Consider the following 19,948-nt stretch of genomic DNA (forward strand, 5'->3'; position numbering starts at 1 on the left):
TAACATTCATAATAAGATAATATAAAGTCCCGCAATTTGTGGGACTTTTTTTGTGGAAAAAAATGAAAGAAAGAGTTGCAATACAAGGTTACATTGGTTCATATCATCACGAAGCTGCCAATAATTATTTAGGAAATGACATCGAAATTGTAGAATGCGACACATTCAAAACTTTAGCAAAGTCGCTTGCAAAGGGAAAAGTTGAAAAAGCAATCATGGCAATTGAAAACACAATTGCTGGGGCAATTTTACCAAACTATGCATTGCTAACGAAATATAATTTGAAAGTTGTTGGAGAAATTTATTTATCAATTCAACATCAATTGATGGTAAAAAAAGGACAAACTTTAGATGATATAAAAGAAGTTCGTTCGCACCAAATGGCATTGTTACAATGTGATAAGTTCCTTGAAAAACATCCAACATGGCGCGTTGTAAATGATATCGACACTGCATTAACAGCCAAAGATATTATTGAGCAAGATTTGAATGATGTTGCTGCAATTGCCTCAAGAAAAGCGGCAGAAGTATATGGATTAGACATTTTAGCTTCAAGTATTCAGACGTTTCAAGATAATTTTACTCGCTTTTTTGTATTGCAACGCGAGCACAACGATTACGAAGATTTCAATAAAGTTTCGATGCGTTTTTCTGTTCCACATAAAGCTGGTGCTTTAGTAGATGTATTAAATCAAATTGCAGAATGTGGAATAAATATGGACAAAATACAATCTGTTCCGATTATTGAAAAACCTTGGGAATACTCTTTCCATATTGACATTACGTTCGAGCAAAAAGAACAATATTATGAATTGCTTGGAAAAATTGCAAGAAAGTTAACGGATTTAGAAATATTAGGCGAATATAAACTGGGGAAAAAATGATAGCAGAAGCCCAACGATTACAAAGTGTTCAAGAATATTATTTCTCGAAAAAATTACAAGAAATAGCGAACATGAAAACCGACATTCCAATCATTTCATTAGGAATTGGAAGTCCAGATTTACAACCTCATCCAGATGTGATCGAGGAATTAATCAAAAGTTCACGAAACGGAATCAATGGCTATCAAAGTTATCGCGGAATTCCAGAAATGCGCGAAGCAATGGCAAGTTTTTACAAAAACAAATTTGATGTAGACGCCAATCCTTCAACAGAAATTTTGCCACTTATGGGCTCTAAAGAAGGAATTATGCACATTTCGATGGCATTTTTGAATGAAGGTGATAAAGTTTTAATTCCAAATCCTGGATATCCAACTTATTCATCTGTTACAGAATTAGTGCAAGCAGAACCTTTATTCTACGATTTGAAAAATGAAAATGATTGGCTTCCAGATTTTGATCAGTTAGAAAAATTAGCCGAGCAAAAACCAAAAATTATGTGGCTCAATTATCCACATATGCCAACCGGAGCCAAAGCCCCAAAAGACGTTCTTAGAAAATTAGTAGAGTTTGCAACTCGTCACAATATCTTAATCGTAAATGATAATCCGTATAGTTTTATTTTGAACGATGAACCGACAAGCATCTTAGGAATTGAAGGTGCAAAAGATGTTTGTATCGAACTGAATTCATTAAGCAAAACCTTTAACATTGCAGGTTGGCGAGTAGGAATGGTGATTGGAAAAGAAAGTTTTATTAATTCTATTCTAAAAGTAAAGTCAAATATGGATTCGGGAATGAATTTTGCTATACAAAAAGCCGCTACAAAAGCTCTTTTAGTTGATGATTCTTGGTACGATGAGTTGACAAAAGTTTACGCAGAAAGACGAAAAATTATTTGGGAAATCGCTGATCTCTTAAATGTAAAATATAATCCCAATGCAGCAGGAATGTTTATTTGGGCGAAGCTTCCAGAAGGAAAAGATGATAAAGAATTTATTGATGAAATTTTATACGATAAAAAAGTATTTATCACGCCAGGAAGTATTTTCGGAAGTAATGGTGAAGGATTTATTCGATTCTCACTTTGCGCACCCGTCGAGAAGTTGATTGAAGTAAAGAAAAGATTAGAAGCATGAAAACAATTTCAGTAATCGGTTTAGGATTAATCGGAGGTTCTTTTGCTTTAGCGTTAAAAAAAGTTGGTGTTGCCGAAAAAATAATCGGTGTTGATCAAAATATTGAACATCAAATACAAGCTTTAGAATTAGGAATTGTAGATGAAATTGCTCCTTTGAATGAAGCGCTTTCTCAATCAGATTTAGTGGTAATTGCAGTTCCAATTAATTCAATTCAAAATGTTTTACCAGAAATTTTAGATCAAATTAATGATAAAACAATTGTAATGGACATGGGATCGACAAAAGCTGGAATTTGTAAAAAAGTAGCAAATCACCTCAAAAGAAAACAATTTGTTGCTACACATCCAATCGCAGGAACGGAAAATTCTGGGCCAAAAGCAGCTTTTCCTGAATTGTTTTTAAACAAAGTTGCGATTTTGTGTGATGTTGAACAAAGCGAAAAAGAAGCAGTAAAAAAAGTGAGAAAAATTTATCAATCGCTTTGGATGAATGTCAAAACAATGACTTCGGATGCGCATGATGCGCACATTGCGTACGTTTCTCATCTTTCACATATTACATCTTTCGCTTTAGGACAAACAGTTTTGGAAGAAGAAAAGAATGAAGATGCAATTTTTGATATGGCTGGATCTGGTTTCGAATCTACAGTTCGTTTGGCAAAAAGTTCACCAGATATGTGGACGCCAATTTTGATTCAGAATCGAGAAAATTTACTCAATGCTATTGATGCTTATCAAACACAAATTTCTAAAATCAGAAAAATGATCGAAGAAAAAGATGCAGAAGATATTCATCAATATTTAAAAAACACAAACGACATACGTCGAATATTAAATAAATAATTACTCTCAAATAAAATAAATATTAAACCTTAAATTTGTAAATGTTATGGAAAACAATAACTGGATAAAAGAATACGACAAACCAATGATCATCGCTGGACCTTGTAGTGCAGAAAGTGAAAAACAAATGATGACAATCGCCGAAGATTTGGACAAAGATTATGTGCAAGTTTTCCGTGCGGGAATTTGGAAACCTCGTACTAAACCAAACTGTTTTGAAGGAGTTGGAGCAATCGGGTTAAACTGGTTGAAAAAAGTAAAAGACGAATTCGGAATGAAAATCGCAACTGAAATCGCCAATGCAAATCACGCAAAATTAGCGTTAGAATATGATGTTGACGTTTTATGGATTGGAGCTCGTTCTACAGTAAACCCTTTTACTGTACAAGAAATTGCAGAAGCTTTACGTGATACAGATAAAACTGTTTTGGTTAAAAATCCTGTAAATCCAGATTTAGATTTATGGATTGGTGCTTTGGAGCGTTTAGAAGGTCAAGGAATCAAAAACTTAGGTGCTATTCACCGTGGTTTCTCAACGTACAAAAAGACGAAATACCGTAACGACCCACAATGGCAAATTGCATTAGATTTCAAAAATAAATTGCCAAATGTGCCAATTATTTGTGATCCATCACATATTTGCGGAAACAGAACAGGATTGTTCGATGTTGCGCAACAAGCCTTCAACTTCGAATACAATGGATTGATGATCGAAACGCATAACAATCCTGATGAAGCTTGGTCTGATGCAGCGCAACAAGTAACACCAGCTCGTTTATTAGAAATCTTAAAAGATTTAGAAATTCGTGTTTCTGATGATCCAGATGCAATTTACAAAACTGGAATTCAAAATTTACGTCATCAAATTGATGAATTAGATAACTCTATTTTAGATGCAATTGCTCAACGTATGAAAGTTGCAAACTCTATCGGAGAATTGAAAAAAGAACATAATGTGGCAGTTTTTCAGCCAGATCGTTGGAAACAAATCAAAGATAATTCTGTAAAAGCAGGAGTTTCTTTAGGTTTATCTGAAGATTTTGTTGACAAATTATTGCAAGCAATTCACCAAGAATCTGTTGCGCAACAAAACCAAATTATGGTAAAAAAAGAAGAAAAAATTTAAACAATATTGAAAGGAATTGTCATAAAATCTACTGGTAGTTGGTATCATCTTTTAACCGAAGATGGTATAACCTATCAGGCAAGAATTAGGGGAAAATTTAGAATAGCCAATATCAAACATACCAATCCAATTGCTGTTGGAGATGAGGTTGAGTTTGAGATTGACAAAGATGATATTGCTGTCATTACAAAAATTCATGATCGCAAAAATTACATCATTCGAAAATCTGTTAATCTATCCAAAAAAACGCACATTATTGCATCTAACATTGACGTTGCTTTTTTGGTTGTAACGCTTTCTAATCCCAAAACTTCGTTTGGTTTTATTGACCGTTTTTTGATTACTGCCGAAGCTTATCATATTCCTGTTGTAATTTTATTCAACAAAATGGATTCGTACACAGAAAATGAAATGGCTGAGTTAGAAATTTATAAATCAATTTACAATTCTATCGGTTACGAAAGTCTAGATATTTCGGCTGAAACTGGTCTAAATTTAGATCTTGTAAAAGATCGAATGAAAGATAAAGTAAGTTTGGTTTCGGGACATTCTGGCGTTGGAAAATCAACGTTGTTGAATACTTTAAATCCTGATTTAAACTTAAAAACGCACGAAGTTTCTGATTTTAATAGCAAAGGACAACATACCACAACTTTTGCACAGATGTACGAATGGCCTTTTGGAGGTTTTATTATCGATACGCCTGGAATTAAAGAATTTGGTTTGGTTCATATCGACAAAACCGAATTACAAGGTTATTTTCCTGAAATTTTAGAACTGAAACACAATTGTAAATTTGATAATTGTATTCACGTTAACGAGCCAAAATGTGCTGTACGTTATGCAGTAGAAATTGGTGAAATCGCAGTTTCTCGCTACGAAAATTATCTCACTTTTTTAGAAGAAGATATTTATACCGAAAAATAATAAAAAAGCCGTTTCTTATGAAATGGCTTTTTTATTTTCTCAAATTACGGTTTCACGTAAAAATAATTCAATTTCTCATTTTATTTTTGTTAAAATTAATTGAATGAGCAATTTATCCGTAAAAATCGCTTTAGATTTTGAGGAATGTACAAAGGAACAAAAAGAAAGATTTTTATTGCATTTAGAAGATTTAAATTGGAAACCATTAAATCCAAATAAATTGTGGATTGCTGAATTTGATAATTCTGAAAATAAAGAAAACAGAATAAAAAATATAGAACAAGAAATCATCAATGCAAAAAAAATGTCAAAGCTCTATGAGTTATATTATGCGATAATTGCAGATGAGGAAATCTATTTTAACCAACTAACTTAAACCTATAGCGATTGCTTTCTAAACTTAAATTACAACAAACGTTATAACACATTTAAAAGATGAGTTGTAACGTTTTTTTATTTGTTAATAATTTCTTAAATTCAAATCGATTTTAAATCAATAAAACAAGAATTATGCGAGTGATTTTACAGCGTGTGCAACATGCTTCTGTAATGGTAGATGGAGAAATAACAGGAAAAATTGAAAGCGGAATTTTGGCCTTGGTTGGTTTTGAACCTGATGATACGAAGGAAGATTTTGAATGGATTTCGAAAAAAATAATTAAACTCCGAATTTTCAATGATGAAAATGATGTGATGAATTTGGATGTACAGCAAACAAATGGAGATATTTTGGTTGTGTCTCAATTTACGTTGCATGCGTCTACGAAAAAAGGAAATCGTCCGTCATATATCAAAGCGTCAAAACCGGACATAGCAAACGTACAATATGAAACATTTTTGAACGTTTTAGAATCAAATTTCAAGCCTGTACAAAGAGGAATTTTTGGTGCAGATATGAAAGTCGAATTATTGAATGATGGTCCTGTAACTATTTTTATCGATTCAAAAAATAAAGAATAACTTGATTAACAGATATTGAATGAAACAAACTCTACTTTTTTCAACTTTTTTTATTAGTTCATTTTCTTTTGCGCAAAACTATGCAGTCGATCAAATTCCAGCCGATTTGATAAAAGATGCTTATGCTGTTGTACGAAAAAATGAAGAAAAAATAGAACTTCTAAAAGTTGATGAATTAAAATATACGGAAGACGTTGTCGTAACGGTTTTGAGTAAAGCGGGCGATAATTATGTTGGTGCGCAAGCGAATTATGATGCAAATACAAAAATTGACTTATTCGAGGCAACTTTGTATGATGCAAATGGAAAAGAAATTAAAAAATTCAAGACCAAAGATTTTGGTGACCAAAGTTATGTAACAGGTGGACAAATGTACACGGATGATCGTATAAAATATTTGAATTACACACCAACAAATTATCCTTACACGATACATTATAAAATTGTTACAACGAACAAAAATACACTTTGGATTCCGCGTTGGTCACCTATACGAGCAGCGAATTTATCAATCGAAAAATCGTCTTATCAATTTGTAAATAAAACATCTTCAACTATTCGATTGAAAGAAGATAATTTTAAAGGTTTTGACATTGCAAAAACAGGAGATAACAATAATTTGAGCTATTCATTAAACAATGTTTTGGCATTTAATGAAGAAGATCAAATGGTTGGAAGTCAAAAAATATTTCCTCGCGCTATTTTAGCTTCAAATCAAATCAATATCGATGGTGTTAAAGGAAATTTTGACAATTGGAATGATTACGGAAAATGGACTTTTGATAATTTAATTCGTACAAAATTAGATTTTACTCCAGCTCAAAAATCTGTTTTTCAAAATATGGTAAAAGAAGCAAAGTCGGATGAAGAAAAAGTTCAGATTTTGTACAAATATTTGCAAAATAAAGTTCGATATATTGGCGTACAACTGGGAATTGGAGGACTTTCGCCTTTTCCAAATTCTTATGTTGAGAGCAAAAGTTATGGCGATTGCAAAGCCTTATCTAATTATATGATTGGAATGTTAGATGCAGTGAATATCAAATCGTATCACACCATATTATTTGCTGGAAATCCAATTGATATTGATGAACAAATGATGTATCAACAAGGAAATCACATGATTGTTTATATACCTCTAAATGGAAAAGATATTTGGTTAGAAGCAACAAGTCAAACAGCTCCTTATAATTATTTAGGTGATTTTGCAGGAAATAGAAAAGTATTAATTGTTGATGAAAAAGGCGGAAAAATTATTCCTTCGCAACAATTCAAAACAGAAGATAATCAATTATTCGTCAATGGAAATGCAACACTTTTAGCAGATGGAACATTAAATTTTGATTTTTCTGAAACTTCCAAAGGTTTGATTTATGAGAATTTTGCAAGATTTAATCAATTAAGCGAAAAAGATCTTGATGTTCGTTTAAAAAATCGATTTTCTTACTTACAAGGAATATCATTCAAAAAGAAAGAATTTAATAATGATTGGAAAAATGCTGTTTTTACTTCAAATTTCGAGTTTTCAGCACCAAATTATGCTAAAATTCAAGGAAATAACATCATTCTGAATATTATTCCAGTGAATAAAGAAGAGACTTCTGTCAAAAAAATGAAAGATAGAAAGTTTGATTTCAACATCGAGACAGGATATGTTGACGAAGTTTCGTATACATTGACACTTCCTTCTGGTTATAAATTACCACAAAAATTTGATGCTATAACCGTGAAATCTGCTTTTGGAGAATATCAATTAGAAATCAATCCGAAAGAAAATAATGCATTCGAAATAAAACGTATTTACAAACAATTTTCTGGAACTTTTTCGAAAGAAAAATACAACGAATATGTAGAATTTAGAAGACAAATTTCGGGTTACGACAACACAAAACTACTTTTAGAAAAATTATAACACTAATATGAAAACAATATTTACGATTGTTGCGACAGTTGCAACTGTTTCGAGTTTTGCACAAGATGTAAAATTTGGAAAACTATCTAAACAAGATTTCGAGAAAACAAAAAGTACAATTCAAGCTGATGCTCCAGCAGAAGTTTTATATGCTGACGGAAATTATAAAGTTAGTTTTAATACCAATCAAGGCGGTGTTGAGCAAACAAAAAAAGTTTTTTATAGAGTAATTGTTTTTGATAAGGATAAAACACCTGATGATGTTTTAAAAATAGAAATTCCTCTTTACAAAAGCTCAGGATCAGATCAAGATAAATTGATTACTTTAAAAGCGGTTACTTATAACCTTGAAAACGGAAAAATTGTTGAACAAAAAGTCGAGAAAAAAGATATTTTTTTAGATAAAGTTCATCGTTTTATGGATAAACAAACGTTTACTTTTCCAAATGTAAAAAATGGATCAATCTTAGAATATACGTACGAAATTATTTCTCCATTTTATGGAAGTACGGATACCTGGTATTTTCAACAATCAATTCCTGTAGTTGCGAGTAATTTGACGATGCAAAATCAAGAACATTTTAATTATCAACAAGATTTGAGAGGTGCATTTGCTCCAAAATTAACAAAAAATTCTAAAGATGATACTTTTTCAACTACTTCTTTTGGAAACAGAGGTGTTTCATCTTTTGGGGGAAATATGGGAAATCAAGGCGCGACATCAAGTAACCACAAATTAAAAATTGACACGCAAACCTATTCATTAACTAATTTACCTTCTTATTCTCGCGAAGCTTATGTGCTTAATCCAAGAAATATGCTAGCAAGTATTCAGTTTGAGTTGGCTTCTTTTGTTGCTCCTGGTAGAACTTCAGAAAATTTTTCTACAACATGGGAACGTATTGGTAAAGATTTGATGGATCATGAAGAGTTTGGTCGACAATTAAATGGGAATAATTTTTTAGATGAAACTGTAAACGCTACAATTGTTGGAAAATCTACAAATATTGAAAAAGCTCAAGCAATTTACAATTATGTAAAAAACAACATGGCTTGGAATGATTATTTAGGTCAATATACAGATAAAGGAATCCGAAAAGCATTTAACGAAAAATCTGGAAATTCAGCGGATATCAATCTTATGTTAACAGCTATGTTGCGTAAAGCCGGATTAGACGCAAATCCAATTGTTTTGAGTACGTTGCAAAATGGTTTAATCAATTATTCGTTTCCTTCACGTAGCAAATTGAATTATGTAATTGTTGGAGCAACAATAGATAATGAATTTTATTTAATGGATGCAACTGATAAAAATGCTCAAATTAATTTATTACCAATTCGAGCAATTAACGATCGTGGATTTATGGTAAATGACAAAGGAATAAAAGAAGTTCCTCTTCGTAATTCGGTTATGACCAATGATAAAATATCAATTACGGCAGATTTAAAAGCAGACGGAACATTAACTGGAATTTTTTCGAATGTTCGCGATAATTATTTTTATATGTTTGATAAAAGTGAAATCGCAGATGATCCAAAAGCGTTCGAAAAAGAATTTGTAGAAGATTATAATTTTGAAATTTCAGAATTTAAAACACAAGATAACAAACAAAATGTAATTCGTCATCAATTCAAATTTGATGATGTAAAAGTAGATGTGGCTGGAAATAAAATATTATTCAATCCATTTTTATTTGTTGCGAATACAAAACATAATTTAAATCTAGATCAACGTAATTACAATATTGAGTTTGGTGCACCAACTACGAATACAAATACAGTTAAAATTAAAATTCCAGAAGGTTACAAAGTCGAATCTTTACCAACTGAAAAGCAATTTACAATGCCCGATCAAGCTGGTGGATATGCATATAAAGTAATTGAAAAAGATGGTTTTATTATCGCTCAAGCCCAAAAAGTTATTCCATACAGTATTTTACCTGCACAATACTATAAACCATTGAAAGAATTTTTAACAAATATTATTAATGCAGAAAGTCAGCAAGTGATTTTGGTAAAACAATAAAAAATATTCTAAACATCGAATAAAGCCAACTCCAAATACGAGTTGGCTTTTTATTTTTGTACCTTTAACTTTTAAAATTTAAAATAAGATGAGCCTTAAACAAGCACAAACAGACGTTGATAATTGGATAAAAGAACATGGTGTTCGTTATTTTAACGAATTAACAAATATGGCACAATTAACTGAAGAGGTAGGAGAAGTTGCACGTATTATTGCGCGTCGTTACGGTGAACAATCGGAGAAAGAATCTGATAAAAACAAAGATCTTGGCGAAGAATTGGCAGATGTTATTTTTGTAGCGCTTTGTTTGGCAAATCAAACAGGTGTTGATTTAGAATCAGCTTTTTACAAAAAATTAGATTATAAAACAAAACGTGACCACGATCGTCATCAAAATAATGATAAATTAAAATAAATATGATTGAAATTTCTGCTCTAAAATCTCCGATAAACAATCAATTAGCCATCACAGGTTCTAAAAGCGAAAGCAATCGTTTGTTGTTATTAAGTCAATTATTTGAGAATGTTTTGACATTAGAAAATGTTTCAAATTCAGAAGATTCTCAATTAATGCAAAAAGCGTTAGCGAACAAAAGTGATTTAGTTGATATTCACCACGCGGGAACTGCCATGCGATTTTTAACGGCTTATTTTTCTATTCAAGATGGACGAAAAATAACGTTGACAGGTTCTGAAAGAATGAAACAACGTCCAATAAAAGTTTTGGTTGATGCCTTGAATGAGCTGGGTGCAGAAATTTCGTATCAAGAAAACGAAGGTTATCCACCTTTATCGATTGTTGGAAAAAAAATAACGAAAGATTCTATTACAATCCCTTCTAACATTAGTTCTCAATATATCTCTGCTTTATGTTTGATTGGAACGAAATTAGAAAATGGATTAACGATTAATTTGGATGGAAAAATTATTTCTATTCCTTATATTCAAATGACAATTCAATTATTGAATAAAGTTGGAATTAATGCAATTTTCGAAGGAAATACAATCAAAATTCCTTTTACTGAAAACATCAAAGCTAAAACTTTACAAGTAGAATCTGATTGGAGTTCAGCTTCATATTATTATAGTTTGATTGCTTTATCGCAGAATTCTGAAATTAAAATCTCAACTTATTTCGAAGATTCTTTACAAGGAGATTCAGCTTTGCAACATATTTATGCAGAAAATTTTGGTGTAATTTCAACTTTTGAAAATGGAGTTTTAACATTGAAAAATGAAGATAATTTCATACCAAAATCTATCATCGAATTAAATTTAATCAATACTCCAGATATTGCACAGACAATTGCTGCAACTTGTGTGGGATTGAAAACAAAATGTCATTTAACTGGTTTAGAAACACTAAAAATCAAGGAAACCGACCGTTTAATCGCACTTAAAAATGAGTTGGAAAAATTTGGAGCAATTATAACAATTACAAACGATTCATTAACGATAGAAGGTTATAATAATTTTGAAAAAACGCCTACTTTAGCAACATATAACGACCACAGAATGGCAATGTGTATGGCGCCTTTGTCGCAAATTTACCCAATTCGAATTGAGAATGAAATGGTCGTAGAAAAATCTTATCCAACATTTTGGGAAGACTGGAAACAATTAGGTTTTGAAATTAAATCTGTATAACAATTAAAAAGCCTCACAATAGTTATTGAAAGGCTTTTAAATCTATCAACTATTAACTACCTGTGAGTAGTTATTACCTTATGCAATATTGCGAAACTAAGATGATTTCCTTTAAGATAAATACAGGGATTTGTTCGTTAAGAATTCAAAAATATTAAGATGGTTAAAGCAGCTATTATAATTAAAATAGAAACGATAACGACGTCTTTATAATTGATTGTTTTCGATCCAAATCCAACTTTCTTTGATTTACTTATCTTTTTAGATTGCATCAGAAGGATTTTTTAGTTGATACAAATATAGATTATAAATTTAATTGATTAAGAAGTTTATAATTAAATAATTGTAAAAATTACAATATAATTATAAGGTAAATTATGACAAACAAAAAACCTCAAGTGATTCACTTGAGGTTTTTTGTTTATTTTTCTGCTTCTATAGTATTATTTAAGCTATTCTTTTGATTTTTTTGACGCTCTTTTTCTTCGTCAGATAATTTATCTTCAAGATTCTTTTTCACATCATTCAGCATATCTTTGAATTTTTCGGGCTGCATCATATAATATTTGTAGCTCTCAGAAAATTGATGAAACGTGATATCATAACTTTTCATAATATCTACGGCATCTTTTGCTAAATCTATACTTTGATCTTGGTTTTGAGTAGGAAACATCTGTAGACCTTGTTGACTAATGTATAAATCTGTAAGAATATCAATCATTTCAGATTGATTGATGAGATCTTTTGGTTTGTCGTAATTTTTTGGTGCGCAACTAAAAATACTCAAAAAAATCAGTGATAAAAAGATTATGTTTTTCATAATTTACCAAATATTTTTCTTAATCGTAACGAAATTACACCAAAAACGGCTTCTCCAATAATATCAGAACTAATTTTTGATTCGCCTAAAGTTCTGTCTGTAAAAATAATAGGAACTTCTTTTAGCTTAAATTTCTTAATCCACGTTTTATACTTCATTTCAATCTGAAAACCATAACCTTTGAATTGTATTTTATCCAAATCCAAAGATTTCAACACGTTTGCTTTATAACCAACAAAACCTGCTGTAGCGTCATGTACAGGTAATCGCGTGATGATGCTCACATATTTCGACGCAAAATATGACAATAAAACTCTGTTCATTGGCCAATTCACAACATTTACACCGTTAGAATAGCGTGAGCCAATTGCTAAATCGGCACCATCTGCTAAGGCTTGGTATAAGCGAGGTAAATCATTTGGATTGTGTGAAAAATCGGCATCCATTTCGAAAATATATTCGTAATTATTTGCCAAAGCCCATTTAAATCCATGTACATAAGCGCGTCCTAAACCATCTTTTGTGGTACGAATTTCTAAATGCAAACGTCCATTAAATTCAGGAATCAAACGTTTTACAATATCATTCGTTCCATCTGGAGAACTGTCGTCAACAATAAGCACATCAAATGCTCCGTCAACAGCCAAAGCTGCACGAATAATGGCTTCTATGTTTTCTTTTTCGTTGTAGGTCGGGATAATAACTAATTTGTCCGACATAAATATTATTTTGTGGGCATAAAGATAGTTATAAGATTGTTAGTCTTTTGTATTTTTGAAAAAATTATGAAAACAAACGATTTAATCTCGATAGGAAAAAATACACTTGGCAATGACACTGTTCTTATTGCTTTGACGGTGTGTTTGTTATTGGTTTGTGCAGCAAAATACTTGTTTGCGAAAAATTTCAAAACGCTAGATAATAAAACCGAATACATGAGTTTTACGGATGATAATACGACGTTATTTAGTTTTATTGTTAATGGTGTGACGGTTTTGCTGATAAGTTTGTTGTTGGTTTCGTATTTTGATATTACATATAATCATATTCCAAATTTTAAGTTTTATTATCTTTCACGTGTCGGAATTACCTTTGGTGTAATTAGTTTGATAATGCTTTTTAGGTTGATGATTGAGGTAATTTTTTATCGTGTTTTCTACGAATCTAGTTCTGTTTCATATTTTATGAAAAGTTCGAGTTTTGTCAATGCAAAAAATGTTTTACTCTTACTTATTATTTGTTTTTTGTTTTTTTACACACAAATTAACAAAGATTACTTGATGGTGATTGGCTTTATTTTGTTGTTTTTGAATAGAATATTCGAAATTTATCATATATACGCAAAACAAATAAGTGACAATAAATCAGTTTGGTATTATAATATTTTGTACCTTTGCACCCTAGAAATTTTACCTATAATGGTATTAGCAAAACTATTAATTGTAGGTAAAGTAATCTAAAATTACTATGAAAGTTAAATCAATATTAGTATCTCAACCTAAGCCTCAGGCAGAAAACTCGCCATACTACGAGATTGAAAAAAGAAATAAAATCAAAATTGATTTTAGACCATTTATCCAAGTTGTCGGAATAGACGCTAAAGAAGTAAGACAACAAAAAATTGACTTTAGCAAAGTGACTGCTGTAATTTTTACAAGTAGAAACGCTATTGATCATTTTTTCCGTTTAGCAGAAGAAATGCGCTTTACTGTTCCTGACTCTATGAAATATTTTTGCGAATCAGAAGCAATTGCATTCTATTTACAGAAATACATTGTTTACAGAAAACGTAAAATTTATATTGGAGAAAAAGTTTTTGCGGATATGGTGCCTTTATTTAAAAAGCACAAAGACGAAAACTTTTTATTACCAGCATCTGATGTTTTAAAACCAAATGTTCCTACTTTACTAGATAGTTTAGGATTAACTTGGCAAAAAGCAACTTTGTTTAGAACTGTTTCGAGTGATTTATCTGATTTGTCTGATGTAAAATACGATATTTTAGTATTTTTTACACCTTCAGGAATCAAATCATTATTCGAAAATTTCCCAGATTTCGTGCAAGAAAATACAAGAATTGCCGTTTTCGGAAAATCGACAGTAGATCAAGCAAAAGAGATGGGATTACGTGTAGACATTGAGGTGCCAACACCACAAACGCCTTCAATGACAATGGCGTTAGATAAATACGTGAAAGAAGCAAATAAATCAAAATAATATTCGCTTTACCCTTCTCTCTAATTAAAAAATTTATGTAAATTAAAGAGATGGAAAAAAGATGGGAAATAAAAGAACAGCCCAATACTGAAGTTGTTAAGGATTTAAGAGAATCGCTTAACATTTCTGAGGTGCTTGCTATTTTATTAGCCCAACGTGGAATTACGAATTTTGCGCAAGCCAAATCGTATTTTAATCCATCCTTAGACGAATTGCATGATCCTTTTTTGATGAAAGGAATGTGTGATGCGGTTTCACGTATCAAAAATGCAATTGATGACGAAGAAAATATCTTAATATTTGGAGACTACGATGTAGATGGAACAACAGCCGTAACTTTGTTTTACGAATTTCTGACTTCTATCTACTCGAAAGTCTTTTTTTATATTCCTGACCGAAATAACGAAGGTTATGGAATTTCTCAACAAAGTATAGAATTCGCTGTACAAAATAATATTTCACTTGTAATTGCTTTAGATTGTGGAATTAAAGCGCACGAAGAAATAAAATATGCCCAATCAAAAGGCATCGATTATATTATTTGTGATCACCATTTACCAGATCGTTCTGTGCCTAAAGCGTACGCTGTTTTAGATCCAAAACAAAAAGGTTGTCGTTATCCTTACAAAGATTTGAGCGGTTGTGGCGTTGGGTTTAAATTGGTGCAAGCTTATACAGAGAAATTCAATCTTCCAAAAGAAAATCTTTTACCACTTTTAGATTTAGTTGCAGTAAGTATTGCGGCTGATATTGTTCCGATTACAGGAGAAAATCGTGTGCTGGCTTATGCTGGCTTGAAACGATTAAATTCAGATCCTCGTTTGGCTTTTCAGCAATTAATTCCGACTAATATTAAAAATAATGTCAATATTTCGAATGTTGTTTTTTCTATTGCACCAAAAATTAATGCTGCAGGTCGTATAAAACATGGTTCGGAAGCGGTTCGTTTTATGTTGAGTACTGATGAAGAGGATTGTCGTAAATATTTGAATGATATTAATTCATTAAATAACGAGCGCAAAACCTTGGATCTTGATATGACGCATGATGCACTTTTTCAATTGGATCAAATCAATACCAAAGAAAAATATTCGACCATTGTTTACGATGCGTCTTGGAATAAAGGTGTAATCGGAATTGTAGCTTCTCGTTTGGTCGATTTGTATTATAAACCAACTATTGTTTGTACGAAGAATAATGAAGGTGAAATTGTAGGTTCGGCTCGCTCTATTCAAGAGTTCGATATACATTCGGCAATCGAAAAAAACAAAGATTTGTTAACACAGTTTGGTGGACATATGGCTGCTGCTGGTTTAGCAATGAAAGAAGAAAATTTTGAAGAATTCAAGATTAGATTCGATCAAACAGTGAAAGAAATGTCGAATGGAAAACATTTTACGCCATCAATTTTGATCGATAAAGAAATTTCTTTTAATGATATGACGCGTTCTTTCTTGGAATCGGTGATGCGAATGGCGCCTTTTGGACCAGATAATATGAATCCTGTTTTTATTTCGAAGGATTTATTAGCAACAGATTTCCGATTAGTTGGTAAAGAACATGCGCGTTTATACGTACATCAGCGCGATACACGTATTACGTTTCCTGCAATTGGCTTCAAATTAGGAAAATTTGGACCAAAATTAGAGAAAGGACAATCATTTGATATGGTGTACACAATCGGAATGAATTATTGGCAAGGAAAAGGAACTTGGCAATTGAATATAAAAGATATTCGTTTCAACGATTAATGATTTCCTTCTACAATCAAAACCATTTCACCTTTCAAATTTCTTTTTTCGGCTATTTCGGCTAATTCAGTTAATGTTCCGCGTAAAGTTTCTTCGAATTTTTTCGAGATTTCACGTGATAAACTTGCTTTGCGTTCAGTTCCAAAAGCTTCGGCTAAATCTTTTAAAGTACGTCCAATTTTATGTGGAGATTCGTAGAAAATCATCGTTTTCTTTTCTTCTAACAATGAATCTAATTTAGATTTTCTTCCTTTTTTTACAGGTAAAAATCCAACAAAAGTGAATTCGTTATTTGGTAATCCAGAAACAACTAATGCAGGAACAAAAGCGGTTGCGCCTGGTAAACATTCGATTACAATATTATTTGCCACACATTCTTTGGCTAACAAATAACCTGGGTCAGAAATACCTGGAGTTCCGGCATCTGTAATAATTGAAATGATTTGTCCATCTTTTAACTGACGAATAATATCCTCAGTTGCTTGATGCTCATTGTGCATATGATAGCTACGCATTGGAGTAGAAATTTCGAAATGTTTCAGTAAAATACCACTATTTCGCGTGTCTTCTGCCAAAATAACATCTGATTCTTTTAGCACATCAACCGCTCTAAATGTCATATCTCCCAAATTTCCGATTGGCGTCGGAACCAAATATAATTTTCCACTCATGCGACAAAGTTACAAAGTAATTTCAAAAGAAAAAGCCAGCAAATTAGCTGGCTTCATATATTATTTCAAAATATCTGCTAAATCTGCAATATCTTCAGCCGAAACTTTGTCTAAAATTTTGTCTAAATCTGTTCTTGGAATATCTAATTTAGAATCGATAACCAATACATTTCGCAAACCGTTAATTCCAAAAATCATTTTCTTAACTCGTCCGCCATCTTCTTGTAATGAAATGTTCAAACGGCTATCTTTCGCTTTGAATTTTACTAAGTTTTCGTATTTTTCACCACGCATAGACGATTGCAAATCGTTCATGATTCTTTTTTGTTTTCCTTGTCCAGCATCTGAAACAACAAAAACTTTAGCCGATTTTAAATAATTAAATAAATCTGTTCCGCCAGCTTTTCCAGCTAATTTCAACGCAAAAGAAGGTAAAGGAATTACAGTAGATTGATTGTGATATTTTGTGTAGAATTCTTGCATATTTTTTGTTGTACCGCAAGATTGCAATGTTAACAATACTGCTATAAAAGATAAACCGATTATTTTTTTCATTGTTGTTGTGTTTATAAATTAGAGAAAGAATAACAACTCTCGTACCGAAAATTATTAATTTTTAGGATTGTTGAATTTTTAGGTAAGAAAAAATTATTTCCAATATTGAAGAATCATCTAAACCAATCATTTGTTCTAATTCAGAAATCGAAGCATGTTCGATAAATTCGTCTGGATATCCATTAATTGTGATATTCCCTTTGTAATGAATAGAATTTAAAAATTCTAAAATTCCACTTCCAAAACCTCCTTTTTTTATTCCATCTTCAAAAGTTAGAATGGTAGAATATTTTAGTGAAATAGCTTTTAAGCGAGATTCATCCAAAGGTTTGATGAATGGAAAATCAATCAAAGCAACTTTTTCTTGAAGATTATTTTGGATGATAATTTCCTCAATTCGAGAACTAATTAATCCAGTTGAAAGAATCGCTAATTTATTTCCTTCAAAAATAATTTCAGATTGACCGATTTCTATTTTTTCGACTTTAGAATCACTTATTTGGATATTATTTTTTGGATAACGAATCGCAAAAGGTTGAGTTGTAAACTGCGCTGTGTACAATAAATTTTTGAAATCTTTTTCGTTTCGAGGCGAAGACACAATCATATTCGGAATTTCGCGCAAATACGCAATATCAAAATAACCATGATGCGTTGCGCCATCTGTACCAACGAATCCTGCACGATCAATACAAAATACAACAGGCAGATTCTGTAACGCTACATCGTGAATGACTTGGTCGTACGCACGTTGTAAAAATGTCGAATAAATCACACAATACGGAATGGTATTTTGCGTCGCCAAACCAGCTGCAAACGTCACCGCATGTTGCTCAGCAATTCCGACATCAAAAACACGTTCAGGAAAATCTTGATGACATTTTACCAAATTACTTCCTGTTAACATCGCAGGTGTTATTGCAACGATTTGTGAATTTTCTTCAAGTAATTGATGCATGGTTTCACCAAAAACATCTTGATACGATTTTTCTTTTTTCTTCGATTTTATTTCGCCCGTTTCTTTATCAAACAAACCTGGAGCATGCCATTTTACTTGATCGATTTCGGCTTGTTCGTAACCTTTTCCTTTTATTGTTTTGATGTGTAAAACTTTCGGACCTTTGATTGAATCAGTTTTATTGAAAGCATTCAATAATTCATCAAAATTGTGTCCATCAATTGTTCCAATAAAATTTAAACCGAAATTGGTAAAGATATTTTCGGATTGATTTTCTAATGATTTAAAATGTTTTTTCAAACCACCAACCGAAGGATCAATTCCGATATCATTATCATTCAAAATCACTAAAACATCCAAATCTGTCGATCCAAGATGATTTAATGCTTCTAAACTCATTCCAGAAGTAATCGATGCATCACCAATAATTGCAATGTGTTTTCTATTGATTTGATTAATTTTATCCGCAGTTGCCATCCCAACAATTGCTGAAATAGAGGTAGAAGAATGTCCCGTTCCAAATGTATCAAACTCACTTTCTATACGTGTAGGAAAACCGGAAATACCATCTTTTTGACGAAGTGAATCGAAAATTTTTTGACGACCTGTCAAAATTTTATGTGGATAACATTGATGACCTACATCCCAAATTAACAAATCCTTAGGTGTATTGTAGTGATAATGTAATGCAATCGTTAATTCAATCACACCCAAACTAGCACCTAAATGTCCTGGTTTTACACTCAAAGTATCCAAAATAAACTCGCGCATCTCGTGAGCTAAAGCAGTTAATTGAGACGCTTCAAAAGTCCTAAGTTCCTTAGGATGATTGATTTTTGAAAGTAGATTATCCATTATTCTTTTACAAAATTACATTTTTCTGAGGAATTTTCCGTACCTTTGCATGTTACAAAATTTAATGTAACATGTTCCAAATAGGAAAAACCCTTGTATCTGAAGAACTACTAAATAAAGATTTTGTTTGTAATCTGAACAAATGTAAAGGGATTTGTTGTGTAGAAGGTGACGCAGGAGCGCCTTTGAATGATGACGAACTAACTGTATTAGACGATATTTATGAAGATGTAAAACCTTATTTGCGTCCCGAAGGAATTGCGGTGATTGAGCAAGAAGGTAAGTACACAATGGATACTGATGGCGATTGGGTAACTCCATTAGTCAATAATCGCGAATGTGCTTATTTAGTTTTCGAAGAAAATGGTTTTTCAAAATGTGGAATTGAAAAAGCATACGAAGACGGAAAAGTTGATTACAAAAAACCGATTTCTTGTCATTTGTATCCAGTTCGTGTTAAGGAATATTCAAATTTCACTTCTGTTAACTATGATGTATGGGATATCTGCTCGGATGCTTGTACCTTAGGAAAAGAATTGAAAGTGAATGTTGCAACATTTGCAAAAGATTCGTTAGTCCGAAAATTTGGACAAGAATGGTACGATGAATTAATGGCCATTCAACAAGAATTAAACAACCAAAAAAAGTAAAAAAA

20 protein-coding genes are annotated in these 19,948 nt (G+C 31.8%); 15 read left to right on the forward strand and 5 right to left on the reverse strand.

Annotated features, from left to right (window positions below):
- Positions 1-62: 62 nt before the first annotated feature.
- From B2217_RS09540 to B2217_RS09590, 11 genes are all read left to right on the forward strand, one after another.
- Entirely contained in the window at positions 63-884 is an 822-nt protein-coding gene (locus B2217_RS09540; RefSeq protein ID WP_219034020.1) for a prephenate dehydratase, read from the forward strand.
- Complete coding sequence (locus B2217_RS09545) at positions 881-2,023, forward strand: pyridoxal phosphate-dependent aminotransferase (protein WP_291075536.1); 1,143 nt, start codon at positions 881-883, stop codon at positions 2,021-2,023. Before B2217_RS09540 ends, B2217_RS09545 begins: the two co-directional genes overlap by 4 nt.
- A complete protein-coding gene (locus B2217_RS09550; protein WP_280061853.1) occupies positions 2,020-2,868 on the forward strand; it encodes a prephenate dehydrogenase in 849 nt (282 codons plus the stop codon). The genes B2217_RS09545 and B2217_RS09550 overlap by 4 nt, the downstream gene beginning before the upstream one ends.
- Before the next feature lie 46 nt (positions 2,869-2,914).
- On the forward strand, positions 2,915-3,994 hold the full coding sequence (locus tag B2217_RS09555; RefSeq protein ID WP_291067863.1) for a bifunctional 3-deoxy-7-phosphoheptulonate synthase/chorismate mutase type II: 1,080 nt from the start codon (positions 2,915-2,917) through the stop codon (positions 3,992-3,994).
- Positions 3,995-4,000: 6 nt separating this feature from the next.
- Positions 4,001-4,921, forward strand: a complete 921-nt coding sequence (gene rsgA / locus B2217_RS09560) for a ribosome small subunit-dependent GTPase A (RefSeq protein WP_291075533.1) — start codon at positions 4,001-4,003, stop codon at positions 4,919-4,921.
- A 103-nt stretch (positions 4,922-5,024) separates the two neighbouring features.
- Complete coding sequence (locus B2217_RS09565) at positions 5,025-5,297, forward strand: hypothetical protein (RefSeq protein ID WP_221854400.1); 273 nt, start codon at positions 5,025-5,027, stop codon at positions 5,295-5,297.
- 134 nt (positions 5,298-5,431) lie between these two features.
- Positions 5,432-5,881, forward strand: coding sequence for a D-aminoacyl-tRNA deacylase (gene dtd, locus B2217_RS09570; RefSeq protein WP_115002146.1), 450 nt, complete (start codon positions 5,432-5,434; stop codon positions 5,879-5,881).
- A 19-nt stretch (positions 5,882-5,900) separates the two neighbouring features.
- Positions 5,901-7,793 carry a DUF3857 domain-containing protein gene (locus tag B2217_RS09575; protein ID WP_291075531.1) on the forward strand — a complete coding sequence of 631 codons (1,893 nt, stop codon included), beginning with the start codon at positions 5,901-5,903 and terminating at the stop codon, positions 7,791-7,793.
- 7 nt (positions 7,794-7,800) lie between these two features.
- Positions 7,801-9,819, forward strand: a complete 2,019-nt coding sequence (locus B2217_RS09580; RefSeq protein WP_291075529.1) for a DUF3857 domain-containing protein — start codon at positions 7,801-7,803, stop codon at positions 9,817-9,819.
- Positions 9,820-9,907: 88 nt separating this feature from the next.
- Positions 9,908-10,234: a nucleotide pyrophosphohydrolase gene (locus tag B2217_RS09585; RefSeq protein WP_038333238.1), complete on the forward strand. Its 327-nt coding sequence runs from the start codon at positions 9,908-9,910 to the stop codon at positions 10,232-10,234.
- 2 nt (positions 10,235-10,236) lie between these two features.
- Complete coding sequence (locus tag B2217_RS09590; RefSeq protein WP_291122425.1) at positions 10,237-11,466, forward strand: 3-phosphoshikimate 1-carboxyvinyltransferase; 1,230 nt, start codon at positions 10,237-10,239, stop codon at positions 11,464-11,466.
- A 421-nt stretch (positions 11,467-11,887) separates the two neighbouring features.
- Here the strand turns inward: B2217_RS09590 and B2217_RS09595 are convergent, their stop codons facing one another.
- Both B2217_RS09595 and B2217_RS09600 read right to left on the reverse strand, forming a co-directional pair.
- Positions 11,888-12,286 carry a DUF4296 domain-containing protein gene (locus B2217_RS09595; protein ID WP_180905710.1) on the reverse strand — a complete coding sequence of 133 codons (399 nt, stop codon included), beginning with the start codon at positions 12,284-12,286 and terminating at the stop codon, positions 11,888-11,890.
- A complete protein-coding gene (locus tag B2217_RS09600) occupies positions 12,283-13,005 on the reverse strand; it encodes a polyprenol monophosphomannose synthase (RefSeq protein ID WP_180905711.1) in 723 nt (240 codons plus the stop codon). The genes B2217_RS09595 and B2217_RS09600 overlap by 4 nt, the downstream gene beginning before the upstream one ends.
- A gap of 66 nt (positions 13,006-13,071) precedes the next feature.
- Between B2217_RS09600 and B2217_RS09605 the strand changes: the two genes are divergently transcribed.
- The 3 genes from B2217_RS09605 to recJ are packed head-to-tail and all read left to right on the forward strand — an operon-like array spanning position 13,072 to position 16,254.
- Positions 13,072-13,746 (forward strand): DUF4271 domain-containing protein, encoded by a 675-nt coding sequence (locus B2217_RS09605; RefSeq protein WP_180905712.1) that lies wholly within the window; start codon positions 13,072-13,074, stop codon positions 13,744-13,746.
- Between the two features lie 7 nt (positions 13,747-13,753).
- The gene (locus tag B2217_RS09610; protein ID WP_019974792.1) at positions 13,754-14,503 is read left to right on the forward strand and encodes a uroporphyrinogen-III synthase; all 750 of its coding nucleotides are present in this window, start codon (positions 13,754-13,756) and stop codon (positions 14,501-14,503) included.
- 50 nt (positions 14,504-14,553) lie between these two features.
- Positions 14,554-16,254: a single-stranded-DNA-specific exonuclease RecJ gene (gene recJ, locus B2217_RS09615; protein WP_180905713.1), complete on the forward strand. Its 1,701-nt coding sequence runs from the start codon at positions 14,554-14,556 to the stop codon at positions 16,252-16,254.
- Here the strand turns inward: recJ and rsmI are convergent.
- The 3 genes from rsmI to B2217_RS09630 form a co-directional block, all read right to left on the reverse strand.
- Positions 16,251-16,925, reverse strand: coding sequence for a 16S rRNA (cytidine(1402)-2'-O)-methyltransferase (gene rsmI, locus B2217_RS09620; protein WP_180905714.1), 675 nt, complete (start codon positions 16,923-16,925; stop codon positions 16,251-16,253). The two genes, recJ and rsmI, sit on opposite strands and share 4 nt — an antisense overlap.
- 60 nt (positions 16,926-16,985) lie before the next feature.
- Positions 16,986-17,480 carry a DUF4252 domain-containing protein gene (locus B2217_RS09625; RefSeq protein WP_180905715.1) on the reverse strand — a complete coding sequence of 165 codons (495 nt, stop codon included), beginning with the start codon at positions 17,478-17,480 and terminating at the stop codon, positions 16,986-16,988.
- 61 nt (positions 17,481-17,541) lie between these two features.
- Entirely contained in the window at positions 17,542-19,293 is a 1,752-nt protein-coding gene (locus B2217_RS09630; protein WP_180905716.1) for a 1-deoxy-D-xylulose-5-phosphate synthase, read from the reverse strand.
- A gap of 71 nt (positions 19,294-19,364) precedes the next feature.
- Here B2217_RS09630 and B2217_RS09635 point away from each other — a divergent pair, with 71 nt between their 5' ends.
- A complete protein-coding gene (locus B2217_RS09635; protein WP_180905717.1) occupies positions 19,365-19,943 on the forward strand; it encodes a DUF3109 family protein in 579 nt (192 codons plus the stop codon).
- Positions 19,944-19,948: the final 5 nt, after the last annotated feature.

The sequence above is a fragment of the Empedobacter sp. UBA7620 genome (genome assembly GCF_002484185.1).
Lineage (GTDB): Bacteria > Bacteroidota > Bacteroidia > Flavobacteriales > Weeksellaceae > Empedobacter > Empedobacter falsenii_C.

What these genes read in the sequence shown, in the direction of transcription:
- B2217_RS09540 (WP_219034020.1), top strand. Translation starts at nt 63, where the DNA reads ATGAAAGAAAGAGTTGCAATACAAGGTTACATTGGTTCATATCATCAC.
- B2217_RS09545 (WP_291075536.1), top strand. Translation starts at nt 881, where the DNA reads ATGATAGCAGAAGCCCAACGATTACAAAGTGTTCAAGAATATTATTTC.
- B2217_RS09550 (WP_280061853.1), top strand. Translation starts at nt 2,020, where the DNA reads ATGAAAACAATTTCAGTAATCGGTTTAGGATTAATCGGAGGTTCTTTT.
- B2217_RS09555 (WP_291067863.1), top strand. Translation starts at nt 2,915, where the DNA reads ATGGAAAACAATAACTGGATAAAAGAATACGACAAACCAATGATCATC.
- B2217_RS09565 (WP_221854400.1), top strand. Translation starts at nt 5,025, where the DNA reads ATGAGCAATTTATCCGTAAAAATCGCTTTAGATTTTGAGGAATGTACA.
- dtd (WP_115002146.1), top strand. Translation starts at nt 5,432, where the DNA reads ATGCGAGTGATTTTACAGCGTGTGCAACATGCTTCTGTAATGGTAGAT.
- B2217_RS09575 (WP_291075531.1), top strand. Translation starts at nt 5,901, where the DNA reads ATGAAACAAACTCTACTTTTTTCAACTTTTTTTATTAGTTCATTTTCT.
- B2217_RS09580 (WP_291075529.1), top strand. Translation starts at nt 7,801, where the DNA reads ATGAAAACAATATTTACGATTGTTGCGACAGTTGCAACTGTTTCGAGT.
- B2217_RS09585 (WP_038333238.1), top strand. Translation starts at nt 9,908, where the DNA reads ATGAGCCTTAAACAAGCACAAACAGACGTTGATAATTGGATAAAAGAA.
- B2217_RS09590 (WP_291122425.1), top strand. Translation starts at nt 10,237, where the DNA reads ATGATTGAAATTTCTGCTCTAAAATCTCCGATAAACAATCAATTAGCC.
- B2217_RS09595 (WP_180905710.1), bottom strand. Translation starts at nt 12,286, where the DNA reads ATGAAAAACATAATCTTTTTATCACTGATTTTTTTGAGTATTTTTAGT.
- B2217_RS09600 (WP_180905711.1), bottom strand. Translation starts at nt 13,005, where the DNA reads ATGTCGGACAAATTAGTTATTATCCCGACCTACAACGAAAAAGAAAAC.
- B2217_RS09605 (WP_180905712.1), top strand. Translation starts at nt 13,072, where the DNA reads ATGAAAACAAACGATTTAATCTCGATAGGAAAAAATACACTTGGCAAT.
- B2217_RS09610 (WP_019974792.1), top strand. Translation starts at nt 13,754, where the DNA reads ATGAAAGTTAAATCAATATTAGTATCTCAACCTAAGCCTCAGGCAGAA.
- recJ (WP_180905713.1), top strand. Translation starts at nt 14,554, where the DNA reads ATGGAAAAAAGATGGGAAATAAAAGAACAGCCCAATACTGAAGTTGTT.
- rsmI (WP_180905714.1), bottom strand. Translation starts at nt 16,925, where the DNA reads ATGAGTGGAAAATTATATTTGGTTCCGACGCCAATCGGAAATTTGGGA.
- B2217_RS09625 (WP_180905715.1), bottom strand. Translation starts at nt 17,480, where the DNA reads ATGAAAAAAATAATCGGTTTATCTTTTATAGCAGTATTGTTAACATTG.
- B2217_RS09630 (WP_180905716.1), bottom strand. Translation starts at nt 19,293, where the DNA reads ATGGATAATCTACTTTCAAAAATCAATCATCCTAAGGAACTTAGGACT.
- B2217_RS09635 (WP_180905717.1), top strand. Translation starts at nt 19,365, where the DNA reads ATGTTCCAAATAGGAAAAACCCTTGTATCTGAAGAACTACTAAATAAA.